At 58.3% G+C, this 17,212-nt stretch carries 24 protein-coding genes; all 24 read left to right on the forward strand.

Features of this window, described 5'->3' with window-relative positions; genetic code table 11:
* The 24 genes from ACR0KS_RS02670 (at position 1) to nuoK (ending at position 17,212) form a co-directional block, all read left to right on the forward strand.
* Positions 1–420, forward strand: a complete 420-nt coding sequence (locus ACR0KS_RS02670; RefSeq protein WP_170562382.1) for an ASCH domain-containing protein — start codon at positions 1–3, stop codon at positions 418–420.
* Between the two features lie 5 nt (positions 421–425).
* Positions 426–2,354 (forward strand): acetyl-CoA carboxylase biotin carboxylase subunit, encoded by a 1,929-nt coding sequence (locus ACR0KS_RS02675; RefSeq protein WP_170562385.1) that lies wholly within the window; start codon positions 426–428, stop codon positions 2,352–2,354.
* Between the two features lie 66 nt (positions 2,355–2,420).
* Positions 2,421–3,275: a hydroxymethylglutaryl-CoA lyase gene (locus ACR0KS_RS02680; protein WP_170562388.1), complete on the forward strand. Its 855-nt coding sequence runs from the start codon at positions 2,421–2,423 to the stop codon at positions 3,273–3,275.
* A gap of 8 nt (positions 3,276–3,283) precedes the next feature.
* Complete coding sequence (locus tag ACR0KS_RS02685) at positions 3,284–4,072, forward strand: crotonase/enoyl-CoA hydratase family protein (RefSeq protein ID WP_170562391.1); 789 nt, start codon at positions 3,284–3,286, stop codon at positions 4,070–4,072.
* Positions 4,073–4,259: 187 nt separating this feature from the next.
* Entirely contained in the window at positions 4,260–4,625 is a 366-nt protein-coding gene (locus ACR0KS_RS02690) for an NADH-quinone oxidoreductase subunit A (protein ID WP_050602775.1), read from the forward strand.
* Positions 4,616–5,149, forward strand: coding sequence for a NuoB/complex I 20 kDa subunit family protein (locus ACR0KS_RS02695; RefSeq protein ID WP_037307875.1), 534 nt, complete (start codon positions 4,616–4,618; stop codon positions 5,147–5,149). The genes ACR0KS_RS02690 and ACR0KS_RS02695 overlap by 10 nt, the downstream gene beginning before the upstream one ends.
* Before the next feature lie 11 nt (positions 5,150–5,160).
* The gene (locus tag ACR0KS_RS02700; protein WP_170384257.1) at positions 5,161–5,763 is read left to right on the forward strand and encodes an NADH-quinone oxidoreductase subunit C; all 603 of its coding nucleotides are present in this window, start codon (positions 5,161–5,163) and stop codon (positions 5,761–5,763) included.
* Positions 5,764–5,765: 2 nt separating this feature from the next.
* Positions 5,766–5,942: a hypothetical protein gene (locus ACR0KS_RS02705; protein ID WP_170384255.1), complete on the forward strand. Its 177-nt coding sequence runs from the start codon at positions 5,766–5,768 to the stop codon at positions 5,940–5,942.
* Between the two features lies 1 nt (position 5,943).
* Positions 5,944–6,066 carry a hypothetical protein gene (locus ACR0KS_RS02710; protein ID WP_257599041.1) on the forward strand — a complete coding sequence of 41 codons (123 nt, stop codon included), beginning with the start codon at positions 5,944–5,946 and terminating at the stop codon, positions 6,064–6,066.
* Positions 6,066–7,289, forward strand: coding sequence for an NADH-quinone oxidoreductase subunit D (locus tag ACR0KS_RS02715; RefSeq protein WP_170384253.1), 1,224 nt, complete (start codon positions 6,066–6,068; stop codon positions 7,287–7,289). Before ACR0KS_RS02710 ends, ACR0KS_RS02715 begins: the two co-directional genes overlap by 1 nt.
* Positions 7,286–7,690, forward strand: coding sequence for a hypothetical protein (locus ACR0KS_RS02720; protein ID WP_170562394.1), 405 nt, complete (start codon positions 7,286–7,288; stop codon positions 7,688–7,690). Before ACR0KS_RS02715 ends, ACR0KS_RS02720 begins: the two co-directional genes overlap by 4 nt.
* Positions 7,690–8,739, forward strand: a complete 1,050-nt coding sequence (gene nuoE, locus ACR0KS_RS02725; protein ID WP_170562396.1) for an NADH-quinone oxidoreductase subunit NuoE — start codon at positions 7,690–7,692, stop codon at positions 8,737–8,739. The genes ACR0KS_RS02720 and nuoE overlap by 1 nt, the downstream gene beginning before the upstream one ends.
* A gap of 81 nt (positions 8,740–8,820) precedes the next feature.
* Positions 8,821–9,042 (forward strand): DUF5337 domain-containing protein, encoded by a 222-nt coding sequence (locus tag ACR0KS_RS02730; protein ID WP_170384982.1) that lies wholly within the window; start codon positions 8,821–8,823, stop codon positions 9,040–9,042.
* Positions 9,043–9,054: 12 nt separating this feature from the next.
* Complete coding sequence (gene nuoF, locus ACR0KS_RS02735; RefSeq protein WP_170483801.1) at positions 9,055–10,353, forward strand: NADH-quinone oxidoreductase subunit NuoF; 1,299 nt, start codon at positions 9,055–9,057, stop codon at positions 10,351–10,353.
* Between the two features lie 5 nt (positions 10,354–10,358).
* Positions 10,359–10,775, forward strand: coding sequence for an MAPEG family protein (locus ACR0KS_RS02740; protein WP_170562399.1), 417 nt, complete (start codon positions 10,359–10,361; stop codon positions 10,773–10,775).
* Positions 10,775–11,170: a hypothetical protein gene (locus tag ACR0KS_RS02745; protein WP_480693106.1), complete on the forward strand. Its 396-nt coding sequence runs from the start codon at positions 10,775–10,777 to the stop codon at positions 11,168–11,170. Before ACR0KS_RS02740 ends, ACR0KS_RS02745 begins: the two co-directional genes overlap by 1 nt.
* Positions 11,167–11,646 carry a DUF5333 domain-containing protein gene (locus ACR0KS_RS02750; protein WP_170562402.1) on the forward strand — a complete coding sequence of 160 codons (480 nt, stop codon included), beginning with the start codon at positions 11,167–11,169 and terminating at the stop codon, positions 11,644–11,646. The genes ACR0KS_RS02745 and ACR0KS_RS02750 overlap by 4 nt, the downstream gene beginning before the upstream one ends.
* Before the next feature lie 5 nt (positions 11,647–11,651).
* Entirely contained in the window at positions 11,652–13,673 is a 2,022-nt protein-coding gene (gene nuoG / locus ACR0KS_RS02755; RefSeq protein WP_170562405.1) for an NADH-quinone oxidoreductase subunit NuoG, read from the forward strand.
* 204 nt (positions 13,674–13,877) lie between these two features.
* A complete protein-coding gene (gene nuoH, locus ACR0KS_RS02760; protein ID WP_170384241.1) occupies positions 13,878–14,915 on the forward strand; it encodes an NADH-quinone oxidoreductase subunit NuoH in 1,038 nt (345 codons plus the stop codon).
* A gap of 1 nt (position 14,916) precedes the next feature.
* Positions 14,917–15,411, forward strand: coding sequence for an NADH-quinone oxidoreductase subunit NuoI (gene nuoI, locus ACR0KS_RS02765; RefSeq protein WP_170384239.1), 495 nt, complete (start codon positions 14,917–14,919; stop codon positions 15,409–15,411).
* Complete coding sequence (locus tag ACR0KS_RS02770; protein ID WP_170384237.1) at positions 15,408–15,818, forward strand: carboxymuconolactone decarboxylase family protein; 411 nt, start codon at positions 15,408–15,410, stop codon at positions 15,816–15,818. Before nuoI ends, ACR0KS_RS02770 begins: the two co-directional genes overlap by 4 nt.
* Positions 15,815–16,417, forward strand: coding sequence for an NADH-quinone oxidoreductase subunit J (locus tag ACR0KS_RS02775; RefSeq protein WP_039534292.1), 603 nt, complete (start codon positions 15,815–15,817; stop codon positions 16,415–16,417). Before ACR0KS_RS02770 ends, ACR0KS_RS02775 begins: the two co-directional genes overlap by 4 nt.
* Positions 16,414–16,902: a hypothetical protein gene (locus ACR0KS_RS02780; RefSeq protein ID WP_170562408.1), complete on the forward strand. Its 489-nt coding sequence runs from the start codon at positions 16,414–16,416 to the stop codon at positions 16,900–16,902. The genes ACR0KS_RS02775 and ACR0KS_RS02780 overlap by 4 nt, the downstream gene beginning before the upstream one ends.
* Positions 16,903–16,906: 4 nt before the next feature.
* Positions 16,907–17,212, forward strand: coding sequence for an NADH-quinone oxidoreductase subunit NuoK (gene nuoK / locus ACR0KS_RS02785; RefSeq protein WP_005984024.1), 306 nt, complete (start codon positions 16,907–16,909; stop codon positions 17,210–17,212).

The following is a 17,212-nucleotide window of genomic DNA, read 5'->3' on the forward strand; positions in this document are numbered from 1 at the left end:
ATGACCCTAAAGGACGTTTTGACCCGTTATCCCGGTGCGCAAACCTTCAAGTTCGGTGACAGCGCATCGATGAGCGCTGAACTGTTGGGCTTGGTACGCGCAGGTCGGAAAACGGCAACCTGCGGCGCGCTGCGGGATTATCCGGAAGGCAGCGCAGAAACCCCAGTGGTCGGGCGGCGCGATATTGCTCTGGAGTGGGATGGTCGCCCGGCTTTGGTGATCGAGACGCTTGAGGTCACGGTCAGCCGGTTCTGCGATATGACCGAGGCGTTTGCCCTGGCTGAAGGCGAGAATGAAACGCTTGAAGGATGGCGTAAGGATCACCGCCGATACTTCAAGCGCAACGGTGGATTTGACCCAGAGATGGAATTGCTCTGCGAACGGTTTCGGCTGGTCGAAGATTTGGCGTCGGAGGAGTAAGAAACATGTTCAACAAAATCCTGATTGCCAACCGGGGTGAGATCGCCTGCCGCGTGATGGAAACCGCTCAGAAGTTGGGCGTGGCCTGCGTCGCGGTTTATTCTGACGTGGATGCTTCGGCCAAACACGTGCAGATGGCGGATGAGGCGGTGCATATCGGCGGTGCTGCCCCGGCTGAGAGCTATTTGAAGGGCGATGTGATCATTCAGGCCGCACTGGACACCGGCGCGCAGGCGATCCATCCCGGATATGGGTTTTTGTCCGAGAACCCGGATTTCGTGGATGCGGTTGAGGCGGCTGGACTAACCTTTATTGGCCCCTCGGCCGATGCGATCCGCAAAATGGGTCTCAAGGACGCGGCCAAAGTGTTGATGGAGCAGGCGGGCGTTCCGGTTGTGCCCGGCTATCACGGTGACAACCAGGACCCCGAGCATCTGGCCGGTGCTGCGGACACCATCGGCTATCCTGTGCTGATCAAAGCGGTTGCTGGTGGTGGCGGCAAGGGGATGCGGCTGGTTGAACAACCCGAGGATTTCACGCAAGCGCTGGACAGCGCGCGTGGCGAGGCGCGTACAGCTTTTGGCAATGACGCCGTGCTGGTCGAGAAGTTTGTCGCCAAGCCGCGCCATATCGAAGTGCAGGTTTTCGGAGATGGGACCCATGCGGTGCATCTGTTTGAGCGCGACTGTTCCCTGCAGAGACGTCATCAAAAGGTGATCGAGGAAGCGCCTGCCCCCGGTATGACGCCTGAAATGCGCGAAGCCATGGGTCAGGCGGGTGTCAGGGCGGCCGAGGCGATTGGCTACAAGGGCGCAGGTACGGTTGAATTTATCGTCGATGCTTCGGACGGGCTGCGGCCAGATCGGTTCTGGTTCATGGAAATGAACACGCGCCTGCAGGTCGAACATCCGGTGACCGAGGCTATTACGGGTGTCGATCTGGTTGAATGGCAACTGCGCGTTGCCTCGGGTGAGACGCTGCCGAAGAAACAACAAGAGCTGTCGATCACCGGCCACGCGTTCGAGGCGCGGCTCTACGCCGAAGATGTGCCCAAGGGGTTCCTGCCTGCGACGGGCAAGCTGACTCACCTGCAGTTCCCGACGGCGTGTCGGGCAGATAGCGGCGTTCGGGCGGGTGATACGATCAGTCCTTGGTACGATCCAATGATCGCCAAGGTCATTGTGCACGGGCCAACACGTCAGATTGTGTTGGAACAACTGCACCGGGCGTTGTCGCGAACCGAGGTCGCCGGGACCGTGACAAACCTTGGGTTTCTGGGGGCGTTGACGCGACATACCGGATTTGCGGCGGGGGATGTGGATACAGGGCTGATCGGGCGAGACTTGGATGCGTTGATCGAACCGGTTCCGGTTGCGGCGTCAACTTGTGTTTCGGCGGCGATGACGGCGCTGGGTCTGGTGGATACGGACGAAGAATGTGGGTTCTCTCTTTGGGCTCCCCTGCATCGGGCGACCCAATTGCTGGCCGAGGACGTGATTGATCTGGATGTTCAGGTGGACGGACCGGACCGACAACTTTGGCAGGTCGGGGGCGACTCGGTTCTGGCCGAACGAAATGCCGGGAAATGGATCGTGGGTGGCCAGCCCATGCCGCGCGTTGCCATGGCAGGGTCGAGGATCACGGTTTTCGAGAACTACGGGCAGACGTTCGATATCGTCGACCCGCTGGACCGAGATGCAAGCGCTGTTGGCGACACCAATGTGATCGAGGCTCCGATGCCCGGATTGGTAAAGGCCATTTTCGCGCAGGTAGGGCAAACCGTGAAGGAAGGCGATCGTCTGGCCATTCTGGAGGCCATGAAGATGGAGCATTCCTTGTTGGCTGCGCGTGACGGCGTGGTTGCCGAAGTGCTCGCTGAAGCTGGCGGGCAGGTCGAGGCCGGTGCCGCTCTGGTCCGGTTGGAGGAGGAATGACCTGTCCCATGCGGACGCAACGTGGCAAGGTCGGGTTCACAGCGGCAATCAGGGAGGGGCGCAGCCATGGGTGATCGGGTTGAAATCTTTGAAGTGGGGCCGCGCGACGGCCTGCAGAATGAAAAGCGGGAAATCCCGGTGGCCGAAAAGATCGCTCTGGTCGATTGTCTGAGCCGTGCCGGGTTCAACCGTATCGAGGTGGCCAGCTTTGTCTCGCCCAAATGGGTGCCGCAGATGGCGGGCAGTGCCGAAGTGCTGGCCGGGATCTCTCGTGCCGATGGTGTGCGCTATGCCGCGCTGACACCGAATATGCGCGGGTACGAAGACGCACTGGCGGCCAAAGCAGATGAGATTGCTGTATTTGCCTCAGCTTCCGAGGGGTTTTCAAAGGCCAATATCAACGCCTCGATTGCGGAGTCGATCGAGAGGTTTACTCCGATTCTAGAAGCTGCTCGGCACATTGACCTTCCAGTTCGGGGGTATGTCTCTTGTGTGACGGACTGTCCCTATGACGGCCCCACTGATCCCGAAAAAGTGGCAGAGGTTGCGGATACTTTGTTTGCGCTGGGCTGTTACGAAGTGTCTTTGGGGGACACGGTTGGACAGGGCACGCCTGATACTGTCGCGCATATGCTGCTGGCGGTGCAAAAGCGGGTGCCGGTAACGCGCTTGGCAGGCCATTTTCACGACACAAACGGGCGGGCCATCGACAATATCGACGCTGCGCTTGCCTTGGGTGTGCGCACCTTCGACTCGGCGGTCGGAGGATTGGGAGGGTGCCCCTACGCGCCCGGAGCCGCAGGAAATGTGGCGACAGAAGCAGTTGTGGCGCATCTTGGGCGGCTTGGGTACGAAACAGGTGTCGATCCGATCATCGTTGAAGAAGCCGCAGAGATGGCGCGCGCAATGCGCGGAGCGTGAGGGCAGACATGTTTGAAACGATTTCAGTTCAAGTGGACACCCGAGGTGTGGCCTCACTGACGCTTGATCGTGCGGAAAAGCACAACGCGATGTCGGCGCAGATGATTTCCGAACTGACGCAGGCCGCCGAACAGTTGGGCGCTGACCCATCGGTGCGAGTGGTCGTGTTGTCCGGCGCGGGTAAAAGTTTCTGCGCCGGAGGGGATTTGGGATGGATGCAGGACCAGATGGCTGCCGATCCCCAGACCCGCTTTACCGAAGCGCGCAAGCTGGCTGAGATGTTGCAGGCGCTGAACACGTTGCCGAAGCCCCTGATCGGAGCAGTTCAGGGCAACGCATTCGGCGGCGGCGTAGGCATGGCGGCGGTGTGTGATGTTGCGATCGGAGTGAAGACAGCAAAGATGGGGCTGACCGAAGCCCGCCTTGGCCTGATTCCCGCAACCATTGGCCCTTATGTCGTTGCCCGTATGGGCGAGGCGCGGGCGCGGCGTGTTTTCATGTCGGCGCGCATCTTCGACGCGACCGAAGCTGTACAACTTGGGTTGCTTGCCAGGGTAGTTGAAGTGGACGCGCTTGCCGAGGCGGTTGAGGCTGAGGTTGCGCCTTATCTGTCCTGTGCGCCGGGTGCCGTGGCCTCGGCCAAAGCGCTGGTTCAAAAGCTGGGGCCACAGATCGACGACGCGGTGATTGATCAAACGATCCGGGCGCTTGTTGACCGCTGGGAAACCGATGAAGCTCACGAGGGAATCAGCGCGTTTTTCAGCAAGAGAAAACCTGTATGGAACACTAAGGTTTAGGTTCCGGCAGGTGCCTAGAGCCAAAAGAGAAATAACCATCAGAATATACGCCACGGGAGAGGTATTAATAAGCTCCTGCGCGTTTGTGTTCGGTTGACCCTCTGACCCCGCGCGGATAGAGAATGTCCAGTCAACACGCCAATTGACGGCGCGTCCTTTCGGGACATGCGCAGGAAAGGAGCTATTCGTGGAAGACCTGCTGCGGGAGTACCTCCCGATCCTGGTGTTTCTGGCCGTTGCCGTGGGCCTTGGAATCGTCCTGATTCTGGCTGCTGTGGTTCTGGCGGTCCGCAATCCCGACCCTGAAAAGGTCAGCGCATATGAATGTGGCTTCAACGCCTTTGATGACGCGCGGATGAAGTTCGATGTCCGTTTCTATCTGGTTTCGATTCTTTTCATCATCTTCGATCTGGAAATTGCCTTTCTGTTTCCCTGGGCCGTTGGGTTCAAGGACATCAGCGACGTGGGGTTCTGGTCCATGATGGTGTTTCTGGGCGTTCTAACCATTGGCTTTGCCTATGAATGGAAGAAAGGGGCCTTGGAATGGGAGTGATGACGGGCGCAAACACCGCTGGCGTCGACAAGGAAGTCGCGACCCAAGCCCTGAATGCTGAATTGCAGGACAAAGGCTTTCTGCTGACCTCGACCGAGGACATCATTAACTGGGCGCGCACCGGGTCTTTGCACTGGATGACTTTTGGTCTGGCCTGCTGCGCGGTTGAGATGATGCACACCTCGATGCCGCGTTATGACGCCGAACGGTTCGGCATTGCGCCGCGCGCCTCTCCGCGTCAGTCGGATGTGATGATCGTTGCGGGGACGCTGACCAATAAGATGGCTCCGGCGCTGCGCAAGGTCTACGACCAGATGCCCGAGCCACGCTATGTGATCTCGATGGGGTCTTGCGCCAATGGTGGCGGGTATTACCACTATTCCTATTCCGTCGTGCGTGGGTGTGACCGCATCGTCCCTGTCGACATTTACGTACCCGGCTGCCCTCCGACGGCCGAGGCGCTTTTGTACGGGCTGATGCAGTTGCAGCGTAAAATCCGCCGCACCGGAACCATCGTGCGCTGAGGAGGGGGCAAATGAGCGAAGCACTCAAAGAACTCGGCATGCAGCTAGAGCTGAAGCGGGCAGACTGTGTTTTGTCGTGGGATGTGACCCATGGCGAACTGAACGTGGACGTAGCTCCGTCGAACCTTGTGGAATTTGTCGAGTTTCTCAGATCGGATCAGAACTGCAAGTTCTCGACCCTCGTGGACATCACGGGCGTGGATTACCCCGAACGCGCCAAGCGGTTCGATGTGGTTTACCACTTCCTGTCGATGTACCAGAACCAGCGTATCCGCCTGCGGGTCTCCATCCGCGAAGAAGACATGGTGCCTTCGATCGTTGACGTTCACCCCTCGGCCAACTGGTTCGAGCGTGAGGTTTTCGACATGTTCGGCATCCTGTTCTCGGGGCATCCGGACTTGCGGCGTATTCTGACCGACTATGGATTTCGCGGCTATCCGCTGCGCAAGGATTTCCCGACCACTGGCTATACCGAGGTGCGGTATGACGAGTCGCAAAAGCGCGTGGTCTACGAACCCGTCAGCCTTGTTCAGGAATACCGCCAATTCGATTTCATGTCCCCTTGGGAAGGCGCAAATTACATTTTGCCGGGGGATGAAAAACAGGAGTCGTAGTCATGTTTGAGTTCCTGATCTGGATAGCACTGGTGGTGGCGACGGTCGTTCCGATGATCAAGCTGCTTCCGCATTTCGGGATCAATAAGAACTGGGCGTTTGCATGCATCATCTCTCCGGTGGTGATTGTCCTGCTTTGGATGATGGCGCTGAAGCTGCAAGAGATGGAGCGACGCTGACATGATGGGCGAACTGATAATTCTGGGCGCGCTGGGCGTATTGCTGGCAGGGGCCGCAGCCAAAGCGGCCGAGGCCGAAAAGGTCCGGGTTCGGGCCGAAGCGAAGAAGAAACGAGGGCGTTGATGGACGGCTCAAGATACGATGACGGCAGCACGGACGCGCTGAGCGGAGAACAGAAGATCCGCAATTTTAACATTAACTTCGGCCCGCAACACCCTGCGGCGCATGGAGTTTTGCGTCTTGTGCTTGAGCTGGACGGCGAGATCGTGGAACGCTGCGACCCGCATATCGGCCTGCTGCACCGTGGCACCGAAAAGCTGATGGAAAGCCGGACGTATCTGCAGAATCTGCCGTATTTCGACCGACTGGACTACGTCGCGCCGATGAATCAGGAACATGCCTGGTGTCTGGCGATTGAGAAACTCACCGGTGTGGAAGTGCCGCGCCGAGGCTCGCTGATCCGGGTTCTGTATTCCGAGATCGGGCGCATCCTGAACCACCTGCTGAACGTGACGACGCAGGCGATGGATGTGGGCGCGCTGACTCCGCCTCTGTGGGGGTTCGAGGAGCGCGAAAAGCTGATGGTGTTCTATGAGCGCGCCTGCGGTGCCCGCCTGCACGCCGCGTATTTCCGCCCCGGTGGTGTACATCAGGACCTGCCGCCCGAACTGCTGGACGATATCGAGGCATGGAGCCACGAATTCCCTGCCGTTCTGGATGATATTGACGGGCTGCTGACCGAAAACCGCATCTTCAAGCAACGCAACGCCGATATTGGCGTGGTGTCCGAGGATGACATCCAGAAATACGGCTTCTCGGGCGTGATGGTACGCGGCTCGGGTCTGGCATGGGATTTGCGCCGCGCGCAGCCCTATGAATGCTATGACGAGTTCGAGTTCCAGATTCCGGTTGGCAAGAACGGTGATTGTTATGACCGTTACCTTGTTCGCATGGAAGAAATGCGCCAGTCGCTGTCGATCATCCGTCAGGCGATCGCAAAGATCCGCGAATGCCCCGGAGACGTTCTGGCGCGAGGTAAAATCACCCCGCCGAAACGCTCGGACATGAAGACCTCGATGGAAAGCCTGATCCATCATTTCAAGCTGTATACCGAAGGCTTCCACGTCCCTGCGGGCGAGGTCTATGCCGCCGTCGAAGCCCCCAAGGGCGAGTTCGGCGTTTATCTGGTCGCCGACGGCACTAACAAACCCTACCGCGCAAAGCTGCGCGCGCCGGGCTTCCTGCACCTGCAAGCCATGGACCACGTCGCCAAAGGCCATCAACTGGCCGACGTCGCCGCCATCATCGGCACCATGGACGTTGTGTTCGGGGAGATTGATCGGTGAAGACTTTTGTGCTCACGATGATATCTGCATTAATGATTTCTGGCAGTGCATCTGCAAACCACTCCTCGGGAAATGTGGACGTTGTAAGAGTCTGCTTGGAAACCGTTGAATACGTAAAATACATGGGTTCATTGCCTCGTTTGAAAACTGACAAACAGGATAAGAAGACTAATCTTGACTATGGCTTGGATACCTGGAGCTCGGAATTCGAGTTGTTTAAAATCGTCGCAGGCCCAAACGCAATCAAACACGTCGACGACATCAGGCTGGTGCTTAAGGACGCAGTGCAGTGCGCGTTGGAAATTGGTCATTGCAAGGAAGATGAAATTGTCGCCAAAGCTCTACGGCTCTCTACGGAGCTAGAAACAGCTTGTGCTTCGGACTACCGGATAGACTCTTAATGCTTAGACGCCTTCACCCCGAACAACCCGATAGCTTTGCTTTCACCGCTGCAAACCAGCAATGGGCCGAAGCGCAGATCACGAAATACCCCGAGGGTCGTCAGGCCAGTGCGGTGATCCCGCTGCTGTGGCGCGCGCAAGAGCAAGAGGGATGGCTGTCCCGTCCGGCGATTGAATCTGTCGCGGACATGTTGGGCATGGCCTATATCCGCGTGCTTGAGGTCGCTTCGTTCTACTTCATGTTCCAACTGCAGCCGGTTGGCTCTGTCGCGCATATTCAGGTCTGCGGCACAACGTCCTGCATGATCTGCGGGGCCGAAGATCTGATCGCTATCTGCAAGGACAAGATCGCCGCCAAGCCGCATGAGCTGTCCGCCGATGGCAAGCTAAGTTGGGAGGAGGTCGAATGCCTCGGGTCCTGCACCAATGCGCCGATGGCTCAGATCGGCAAGGATTACTACGAAGACCTGACGGCTGAGAGCTTTGGCAAGATCATCGACGATCTGGTTGCGGGCAAGGTGCCAACACCGGGACCGCAGAATGGGCGCTATGCGGCGGAACCGCTGAGTGGCCTGAGCAGCCTGAACGAGTACGAAGCTGGAAAGCCCAAATACAACGCCAGTGTTGAGATTGCGACCGATCTGGGCGACACGGTCAAGCGTATCGACGGGACCGAAGTCCCGATTCTGACGCCTTGGCTGGGTGCGGATGGTAAGGCGGCCGCGACCAAGGCTGCGCCGAAACCACCGAAAGCGCCTGCGCCAGCGAAACCAGCGGTAAAGCAGGCAGAGGAGGCGAAGGCCAAGGAAGTGCAGCCCGAAACTATGACGGCAGCACGAGACGGCAAGGCCGACGACCTGAAACTGTTGAAAGGGGTCGGACCGAAGCTGGAAGAAAAACTGAATGCGCTTGGGTTTTTCCACTTTGACCAGATTGCGAGTTGGACACCTGAACAGGTGGCCTGGGTGGACGCGCAACTGAAGTTCAAGGGCCGGATCGAGCGCGATGGCTGGATCGAACAAGCCGCCGAACTCGCTGCTGGCGAGTGAATTTGAAACTGCGATAAGCGCGGCTTTTAGCGGCGCTTGCGAAAATGGAACAACGGTGCCCATCCGGGGCATCAGGGTGAGATGAACAAGGACAAAGAACAAGCCATAGCCCGCAAGGGCCGTCACATAGGCATCGTCATCGCCGTGACGATGTTGTTCTGGCTTGCCATGAACCTGTTCGTTGGCCCGGCCCTGCAACTGACAGCGCGTCATGCGGTGTTGTTTGATCTCGCTGCTCTGGCGGGTTTCATCTATGCGGGCGTCAACATTTTTCAACTCTGGCGCATGCGTCAGGATAGCTGAAGGTAACACGCGATGCTGAAGGATCAGGACCGGATCTTTACCAACATCTACGGGATGCATGAGCGCACATTGCGTGGTGCGCAGGCGCGCGGGCATTGGGACGGCACGGCTGGCCTGATCGAAAAGGGCCGTGACTGGATCATCCAGACGATGAAAGACTCGGGCCTGCGCGGTCGTGGCGGTGCGGGCTTCCCGACTGGTCTGAAATGGTCGTTCATGCCCAAAGAAAGCGATGGACGCCCGGCCTATCTGGTTGTGAACGCAGATGAATCCGAACCGGGCACCTGCAAGGACCGCGAGATCATGCGCCATGATCCACATACGCTGATCGAAGGTTGCCTGATCGCCTCTTTCGCAATGAATGCGCATGCTTGCTATATCTACCTGCGCGGTGAGTATATCCGCGAGCGCGAGGCGCTGCAGGCCGCGATTGACGAAGCCTATGACGCCGGGCTGCTGGGCAAGAACGCCGCTGGCTCGGGTTGGGATTTCGACCTGTTCCTGCATCACGGCGCGGGCGCGTATATCTGCGGCGAAGAAACCGCGCTGATCGAAAGCCTTGAGGGTAAGAAGGGTATGCCGCGGATGAAGCCTCCGTTCCCGGCGGGAGCTGGCCTCTATGGTTGCCCGACCACAGTGAACAACGTGGAATCCATCGCGGTTGTACCTACCATCTTGCGCCGTGGCGCGGACTGGTTTGCCGGTTTTGGCCGTCAGAACAACGCTGGCACAAAGCTGTTCGCGATTTCAGGCCATGTGAACAACCCTTGTGTGGTCGAAGAGGCGATGTCGATCTCGTTCGAGGAACTGATCGAAACCCATTGCGGCGGTATTCGCGGTGGCTGGGACAATCTGCTGGCGGTCATTCCGGGTGGCTCGTCTGTTCCGTGTGTGCGGGGCGAGAACATGCGCGATGCGATCATGGATTTCGACTATCTGCGCAACGATCTTGGCTCGGGCCTTGGGACGGCGGCGGTGATTGTGATGGACAAGTCCACTGATATCATCAAGGCCATCTGGCGGCTGTCGAAGTTCTACAAACACGAAAGCTGTGGTCAGTGTACGCCGTGCCGCGAGGGTACAGGCTGGATGATGCGCGTTATGGACCGTCTGGTTCGGGGCGAGGCTGAACTGGAAGAGATCGACATGTTGTTCGACGTGACCAAACAGGTCGAAGGTCACACGATCTGCGCCCTGGGGGATGCCGCCGCATGGCCGATCCAAGGGCTGATCCGCAACTTCCGCGAAGAGATTGAAGATCGCATCAAGGCTCAGAAATCGGGTCGTTTGGGTGCGATGGCAGCGGAGTAAAGGGCATGGACGTTTTTACAGAATACGGTCACGCAGTCGCGTCGGTGATGGTTTTCACTCTTGCCGTGCTGTTCTTGGCGCCGTTCACGGCATTGGCCAAGCAGGGTAAAGGGCTGGCTCCGGGTGCCTCGCCCGAGCAGGATTATGAGGACCGGGCCTATCGCCTGAACCGTGCCTATTTGAACGGAACCGAAACGCTGCCAGCTTATGCAGCGGTTACATTCGCCGCGATATTGATGAGTGTCAGCCCGTTCTGGGTGAACCTGCTGGCGTCGATTGCGCTTTTGGCGCGTCTGGCAATGCTGTTTGTTCACGTCCGTGGAATTGGCAAACCTTACAGTGGGTTGCGTTCTGTTCTTTATGTGGTTGGCTGGGCGTGCATGTTCGTCACGGCAATTCTGGCGTTGGTGGCCGCGTTCTGATGGTATTGCGAGACGATCATCTGGCTTCCCGGTCTTACCGAACGGCACCGCATGCCCGGGTTCTTGGCGCGTTGGCCGCCCTGGTATTCGTGTCTTCGTGTGGATTGGTTACGCCGTCCGCTGACCGCGTGGTTTTTGACGGTCAGTACTTTCGCGCAAAGGCAAAAGTCGTCGACAAGAAAGTGTCGCTTACCGATTTTACCGTGGTGGTGAACGGGGTGTCTGCATCGCTTGACGGAGCGCGCGAGGCTGGGCGCTACGAGGGAACCAAGTTCTGTATCGCGAATTTTGGCTCGTCTCGGATTGATTGGAAAGTCGGGCCGGATACGGATCCGCAGAACCTGCGCATCAGTGATGACAAGCTGACATTTGCCGGAAAGTGCCTGCGCCCATGAAACGCACTTTCGCATATCAAGCCATTAGGCGCACCAGAGGTTTCGGGCTTTCCGAGCAGTTTGGCGTCGTGCGGCTGGGTGCGAAATTGCTTGTCGCAACGTATTTGCTGACTTTCCCGGACTTGGCTCAGGCCAAAGCGCCTTTGCGCGATGTCAAAGAGATCGACAACGAACTTTACTACATCGCTATCGCAAACGAGATTTCGGAGATTTGCCCGACGATCACCGGACGTCGGCTGAAGGCGATAGGCGTGATGTGGAACCTCCGGTCCAAAGCAAACGAACTGGGGTATTCGGACAAGGAAATCCGAGAGTACGTGGAGTCTGACGCTGAAAAAGCCCGGATGCGCGCCAAGGGCGAGGCGTATCTGGCGCAAAACGGTGCGTCCTACGAAAACCCCAAATCCTTCTGCACGTTGGGCAAGAAGGAAATCGATAGAAACAGCGCCATTGGCGTGTATTTGAGGGCGAACTGAAAGCCATGTCTGACCTCCGCAAGATCAATATCGACGGGCAGGAAATCGAAGTCGATGGTGCGATGACCCTGATCCAGGCTTGTGAGCAAGCCGGGGTCGAGGTGCCGCGTTTCTGTTACCACGAACGTCTGTCGATCGCCGGGAACTGCCGGATGTGTTTGGTTGAGGTTGTAGGGGGGCCACCGAAGCCTGCGGCGTCTTGCGCGATGCAGGTGCGTGATCTGCGACCGGGACCGGAGGGTCAGCCGCCTGTGGTCAAGACGAATTCGCCCATGGTCAAGAAGGCCCGCGAAGGGGTGATGGAGTTTTTGCTGATCAATCACCCACTGGATTGCCCGATCTGCGATCAGGGTGGTGAGTGTGATTTGCAGGATCAGGCGATGGCCTATGGTCTGTCTGGTACACGCTTCAAGGAAGCCAAGCGTGCCGTTGACGATCTGGATCTGGGTCCGCTGGTCGGCACGGCGATGACCCGCTGCATAAGCTGCACCCGTTGCGTGCGCTTTACCACCGAGGTCGCCGGGATCACCCAGATGGGCCAGACGGGGCGTGGCGAAGATGCCGAGATCACCTCGTACCTGAACCAGACGCTAGACTCGAACCTGCAGGGCAACATTATTGATCTGTGCCCGGTTGGGGCGCTGACCTCAAAGCCTTATGCCTTTACCGCTCGTCCGTGGGAGCTGACTAAGACTGAGAGCATCGACGTCATGGATGCTCTGGGCTCGAACATCCGTGTGGATACCAAAGGGCGCGAGGTGATGCGCTTTCTTCCGCGCAACCATGACGGCGTGAATGAAGAATGGATTAGCGACAAGACCCGGTTCGTCTGGGACGGGCTGCGCCGTCAGCGTCTGGACAAGCCCTATGTGCGCGAAAACGGCAAGTTGCGTCCGGCCACATGGCCCGAAGCGCTGACCAAGGTCGCCGAAGCACTCAAAGGTGCTGAAAAGCCCGCCGGTATCGTAGGCGATCTGGCTCCGGTCGAGGCAATCTTTGCGCTTAAGCAGATGATCGAAGGGCAGGGCGGTGTCGTCGAATGCCGTACCGACGGGTCCAAGCTGCCTGCGGGCAATCGTGGTGCTTATGCCGGGACTGCCGCCATCGAAGATATCGACATGGCCGAGCGTATCCTGCTGATCGGAACCAACCCTCGGGACGAAGCTCCGGTGCTGAATGCGCGCATCCGTAAGGCTTGGGCGCACGGGGCCGAGGTTGCCTTGGTCGGTCCGGCTGCGGATTTGACCTATGACTATCACCACATGGGCGATGACCGTGCCGCGCTGCAAAAAGTCCTTGATATGGGTGGTGATGACGAGATCAAGGCCAAACGCTCGTTGGTCGTCGTTGGGCAGGGCGCGCTGCAAGAGGCAGACGGTGCAGCAGTTTTGGCCGCTGCGCAGACGATAGCCGCCAATACAGAAAGCGGACTGCTCATTCTGCACACAGCCGCGTCGCGCGTGGGCGCGATGGATGTGGCGGCCACCAACGAAGGCGGTATGGACGCAATCAGCGCCGCAGACGTGATCTATAATCTCGGTGCGGACGAGGTTGAGATCGGCGAAGGCGCCTTTGTAATTTATCAGGGCAGCCACGGTGATCGCGGCGCTCATCGCGCGGATGTGATCTTGCCGGGTGCCGCTTATACGGAAGAAAACGGCCTGTTTGTGAACACCGAAGGGCGACCGCAACTGGCGATGCGCGCGGGGTTTGCCCCGGGTGAGGCCAAGGAAAACTGGGCCATTTTGCGCGCTCTGTCCGCTGAACTTGGCGCTACGCTTACATTCGATTCGTTGGCGCAACTCCGCAGCGCGTTGATCGAAGCTGTGCCGCATCTGGCTCAGATCGACCAGGTGATCGAAAACGAGGTTCAGCCGCTTGAGGCCGGTCCGCTGGGGAAAGCGACCTTCCGGAGCGCGGTCAAGGATTTCTACCTGACCAACCCGGTCGCGCGCGCCTCTCAGTTGATGGCCGAACTGTCAGCGCAGGCGCAAGCCCGCAAATCCGAAAAGATTGCGGCCGAATGAACCAGAACCTTTTCATATCGCACGCGCGCGCGGCCGCCTTGTGGCAGGTACCTGCGTCCGAATTGCGTTTGAAGCGAAAGAATAAGGGTGGCGCAATGGCAGTAGATGCTGTTTACACCAACGCGCCGACCCAGCCGCGAAACGCGCAGGCATCTGGCCTTTGCGTCACGCGCGGAAAACGGAATACCCACGGTGTGAGGACCAATGGCTGATTTCTTTAACACCCCAGGCGGAATAGCCATCATCATTCTGGCGCAAGTGCTTGCCGTTGTTGCCTTTGTGATGATCTCGCTCTTGTTCCTCGTCTACGGCGACCGCAAAATCTGGGCCGCCGTCCAGATGCGACGCGGACCCAACGTGGTTGGTGCCTATGGCCTGCTGCAATCGGTGGCGGATGCGCTGAAATATGTGGTCAAAGAGGTCGTGATCCCGGCCGGTGCAGACCGCACGGTCTTTATTCTGGCACCGCTGACCTCTTTCGTGCTGGCGATGATCGCCTGGGCCGTGATCCCGTTCAACGACGGCTGGGTTCTGTCCGATCTGAACGTCGCGATCCTCTATGTCTTCGCCGTATCTTCTCTGGAAGTTTATGGCGTGATCATGGGCGGTTGGGCGTCGAACTCAAAGTACCCGTTCCTTGGATCGCTGCGCTCGGCCGCTCAGATGATCTCTTACGAGGTTTCAATCGGTCTGATCATCATCGGCATCATCATCTCGACCGGCTCGATGAACTTTGGCGATATCGTGCGTGCGCAGGATGGCTCGTTCGGGTTCTTTAGCTGGTACTGGCTGCCGCATTTCCCGATGGTCTTCCTGTTCTTCATCTCAGCCTTGGCTGAAACCAACCGCCCGCCGTTTGACTTGCCCGAGGCTGAATCGGAACTGGTCGCGGGCTATCAGGTCGAATATTCGGCCACACCCTTCCTGCTGTTCATGGCCGGTGAATACATCGCCATCTTCCTGATGTGCGCGCTGACCTCGCTGCTGTTCTTCGGCGGCTGGCTGTCGCCGATCCCGGGCCTGCCAGATGGCGTGTTGTGGATGGTCGCGAAGATGGCGTTCTTCTTCTTCCTGTTTGCGATGGTCAAGGCGATCACGCCTCGCTACCGCTATGACCAATTGATGCGGTTGGGCTGGAAAGTCTTCCTGCCGTTCAGCTTGGTTTGGGTGGTGTTCGTGGCCTTCGCTGCAAGGTTTGACTGGTTCTGGGGCGCGTTCGCCCGTTGGAGCGTAGGAGGCTGATATGACCCAAATCGACTACACCCGCGCCGCCAAGTACTTCCTTCTGCAAGACTTCTGGGTCGGCATGAAGCTGGGGCTGAAGTACTTCTTCGCCCCGAAAGCCACCGTGAACTACCCGCACGAAAAAGGCCCTCTGTCCCCGCGGTTCCGGGGCGAGCACGCCCTGCGTCGTTATCCCAACGGCGAGGAACGCTGCATCGCCTGCAAACTCTGCGAGGCCGTGTGCCCGGCGCAAGCCATCACCATCGACGCCGAACCGCGAGAGGACGGCAGCCGCCGCACCACGCGGTACGACATCGACATGACCAAATGCATCTATTGCGGCTTCTGCCAAGAGGCGTGCCCGGTCGATGCCATTGTCGAAGGCCCGAACTTTGAATTCGCGACCGAAACCCGCGAAGAGCTGTTCTACGATAAGGAAAAACTCCTGTCGAACGGTGAACGCTGGGAGGCCGAGATCGCCCGCAATCTGGAAATGGACGCGCCGTACCGATGACTGACACGCCGACAAATCCGTTCGAGTTGATGATGAAGCAGGCTCAGGACATGGCCAAGGCGATGAACCCGGCGATGGAGAATTTCTCGCCCAAAGGGTTCGAGGCGCTGTGGCCGACTATGCCGAAAGAGGTCATGGAGATGATGTTCGGCAACACCGTCAACACCGACGGGCTGGATGCCAAGACCCGTCTGTTGCTGACACTGGCCGGGCTGACCTGTCAGGGCGCACAGGCCGATACCGCCGTGCGCCAGACTGTACGCCATGCGCTGGAGGCGGGCGCAAAGAAACAAGAGATCGTGGAAACGATCGGTCAGATGTCGGTCTTTGCCGGCATCCCGGCCATGACCCGCGCGCTGGAATTGGCGCAGGAAGTCATGGGCGACAACGAGGATGAGGATCAATGACAGTCTTTGCCTTCTACCTGTTTGCCATCAGCGCCATCACCGGCGGGCTGTTCACGGTGATCAGCCGCCAGCCGGTGCACTCGGTGCTTTGGCTGATCCTGTCCTTCCTGTCTGCGGCGGGGCTGTTCGTTCTGCTGGGGGCCGAGTTCGTGGCGATGCTGCTGATCATCGTCTATGTGGGCGCGGTCGCGGTGCTGTTCCTATTCGTGGTGATGATGCTGGACGTGGACTTTGCCGAGCTTAAGGCCGAGATGGCGCGCTATATGCCACTGGCCTTGCTGATCGGCCTTGTGATCCTGATGCAGTTCGTCATGGCCTTCGGCGCATGGGATAGCGCTCAGGGTGCGGCGGCTAACCTTGCCCAGCCGGTCCCGGCGGACCGACACAACACCGAGGCGCTGGGCGTCATCCTTTACGATCAATACTTCCTTCTGTTCCAACTGGCGGGCCTGATCCTGCTGGTGGCTATGATCGGCGCCATCGTGCTGACGCTGCGCCACCGTCAGGACATCAAGCGTCAGGACATCATCGGCCAGATGATGCGCGACCCGGCCAAGGCGATGGAGTTGAAGGACGTGAAACCGGGGCAGGGGTTGTGAGGTTCAAAGCCTTCATATCTGGCTTTGTTGTGGCAAGTATACCTTTGTCAGTGGTCGCGTTTCCAATGGCGGACTGCGATGGACAGCCGGTGTTCTCACATCATTGGATTGAAACCGGGCATCAAATCATTGGCCCGGGGGTTGTTTCCTACCAAGAAGTTGGCGGCATTTGTGACGACGAGGCCGGATGTACTGAAACAGAAACTCTCATCATTTCTGCTTGTGAGACAGGGCGTACATTGATGTCTGTCACTCGGCTTCGACGAGATTTGGATCAAACAAGCTTCGATGGATCCGATGAAGCGGCTGAAATTCTAGTTCAGTTTGCGTCATCGGAAACAAGTTACTCATGGGAGTCTTTGAAATCCACACTCGAACAAAGTGACTTCCGGGTCGAAGAATATATGGAATCGAAAGAAAACTGCGCCTGTGCGGCGGCGTTCCCAGAGCTTCGCAATGGGAAAGAGAAATTCGAAGGACTATGAGACGATGATCGGACTTGAACACTATCTTACGGTCGCGGCGACGCTGTTCGTTATCGGCATCTTCGGTCTCTTCCTGAACCGCAAGAACGTCATCATCCTGCTGATGAGCATCGAGTTGATGCTGCTGGCGGTAAATATCAACCTCGTGGCGTTCTCCAGCTTCCTCGGCGATCTGGTCGGGCAGGTGTTTACGCTGTTTGTGCTGACCGTTGCGGCGGCTGAGGCGGCGATTGGGCTGGCCATTCTGGTCTGCTTCTTCCGCAACCGCGGCACCATCGCGGTTGAAGACGTCAATATGATGAAGGGGTAA

This window comes from Ruegeria sp. BC7 (assembly GCF_056539165.1).

What these genes read in the sequence shown, in the direction of transcription:
- ACR0KS_RS02670 (WP_170562382.1), top strand. Translation starts at nt 1, where the DNA reads ATGACCCTAAAGGACGTTTTGACCCGTTATCCCGGTGCGCAAACCTTC.
- ACR0KS_RS02675 (WP_170562385.1), top strand. Translation starts at nt 426, where the DNA reads ATGTTCAACAAAATCCTGATTGCCAACCGGGGTGAGATCGCCTGCCGC.
- ACR0KS_RS02680 (WP_170562388.1), top strand. Translation starts at nt 2,421, where the DNA reads ATGGGTGATCGGGTTGAAATCTTTGAAGTGGGGCCGCGCGACGGCCTG.
- ACR0KS_RS02685 (WP_170562391.1), top strand. Translation starts at nt 3,284, where the DNA reads ATGTTTGAAACGATTTCAGTTCAAGTGGACACCCGAGGTGTGGCCTCA.
- ACR0KS_RS02695 (WP_037307875.1), top strand. Translation starts at nt 4,616, where the DNA reads ATGGGAGTGATGACGGGCGCAAACACCGCTGGCGTCGACAAGGAAGTC.
- ACR0KS_RS02700 (WP_170384257.1), top strand. Translation starts at nt 5,161, where the DNA reads ATGAGCGAAGCACTCAAAGAACTCGGCATGCAGCTAGAGCTGAAGCGG.
- ACR0KS_RS02705 (WP_170384255.1), top strand. Translation starts at nt 5,766, where the DNA reads ATGTTTGAGTTCCTGATCTGGATAGCACTGGTGGTGGCGACGGTCGTT.
- ACR0KS_RS02710 (WP_257599041.1), top strand. Translation starts at nt 5,944, where the DNA reads ATGATGGGCGAACTGATAATTCTGGGCGCGCTGGGCGTATTGCTGGCA.
- ACR0KS_RS02715 (WP_170384253.1), top strand. Translation starts at nt 6,066, where the DNA reads ATGGACGGCTCAAGATACGATGACGGCAGCACGGACGCGCTGAGCGGA.
- nuoE (WP_170562396.1), top strand. Translation starts at nt 7,690, where the DNA reads ATGCTTAGACGCCTTCACCCCGAACAACCCGATAGCTTTGCTTTCACC.
- ACR0KS_RS02730 (WP_170384982.1), top strand. Translation starts at nt 8,821, where the DNA reads ATGAACAAGGACAAAGAACAAGCCATAGCCCGCAAGGGCCGTCACATA.
- nuoF (WP_170483801.1), top strand. Translation starts at nt 9,055, where the DNA reads ATGCTGAAGGATCAGGACCGGATCTTTACCAACATCTACGGGATGCAT.
- ACR0KS_RS02740 (WP_170562399.1), top strand. Translation starts at nt 10,359, where the DNA reads ATGGACGTTTTTACAGAATACGGTCACGCAGTCGCGTCGGTGATGGTT.
- ACR0KS_RS02745 (WP_480693106.1), top strand. Translation starts at nt 10,775, where the DNA reads ATGGTATTGCGAGACGATCATCTGGCTTCCCGGTCTTACCGAACGGCA.
- ACR0KS_RS02750 (WP_170562402.1), top strand. Translation starts at nt 11,167, where the DNA reads ATGAAACGCACTTTCGCATATCAAGCCATTAGGCGCACCAGAGGTTTC.
- nuoG (WP_170562405.1), top strand. Translation starts at nt 11,652, where the DNA reads ATGTCTGACCTCCGCAAGATCAATATCGACGGGCAGGAAATCGAAGTC.
- nuoH (WP_170384241.1), top strand. Translation starts at nt 13,878, where the DNA reads ATGGCTGATTTCTTTAACACCCCAGGCGGAATAGCCATCATCATTCTG.
- nuoI (WP_170384239.1), top strand. Translation starts at nt 14,917, where the DNA reads ATGACCCAAATCGACTACACCCGCGCCGCCAAGTACTTCCTTCTGCAA.
- ACR0KS_RS02770 (WP_170384237.1), top strand. Translation starts at nt 15,408, where the DNA reads ATGACTGACACGCCGACAAATCCGTTCGAGTTGATGATGAAGCAGGCT.
- ACR0KS_RS02775 (WP_039534292.1), top strand. Translation starts at nt 15,815, where the DNA reads ATGACAGTCTTTGCCTTCTACCTGTTTGCCATCAGCGCCATCACCGGC.
- nuoK (WP_005984024.1), top strand. Translation starts at nt 16,907, where the DNA reads ATGATCGGACTTGAACACTATCTTACGGTCGCGGCGACGCTGTTCGTT.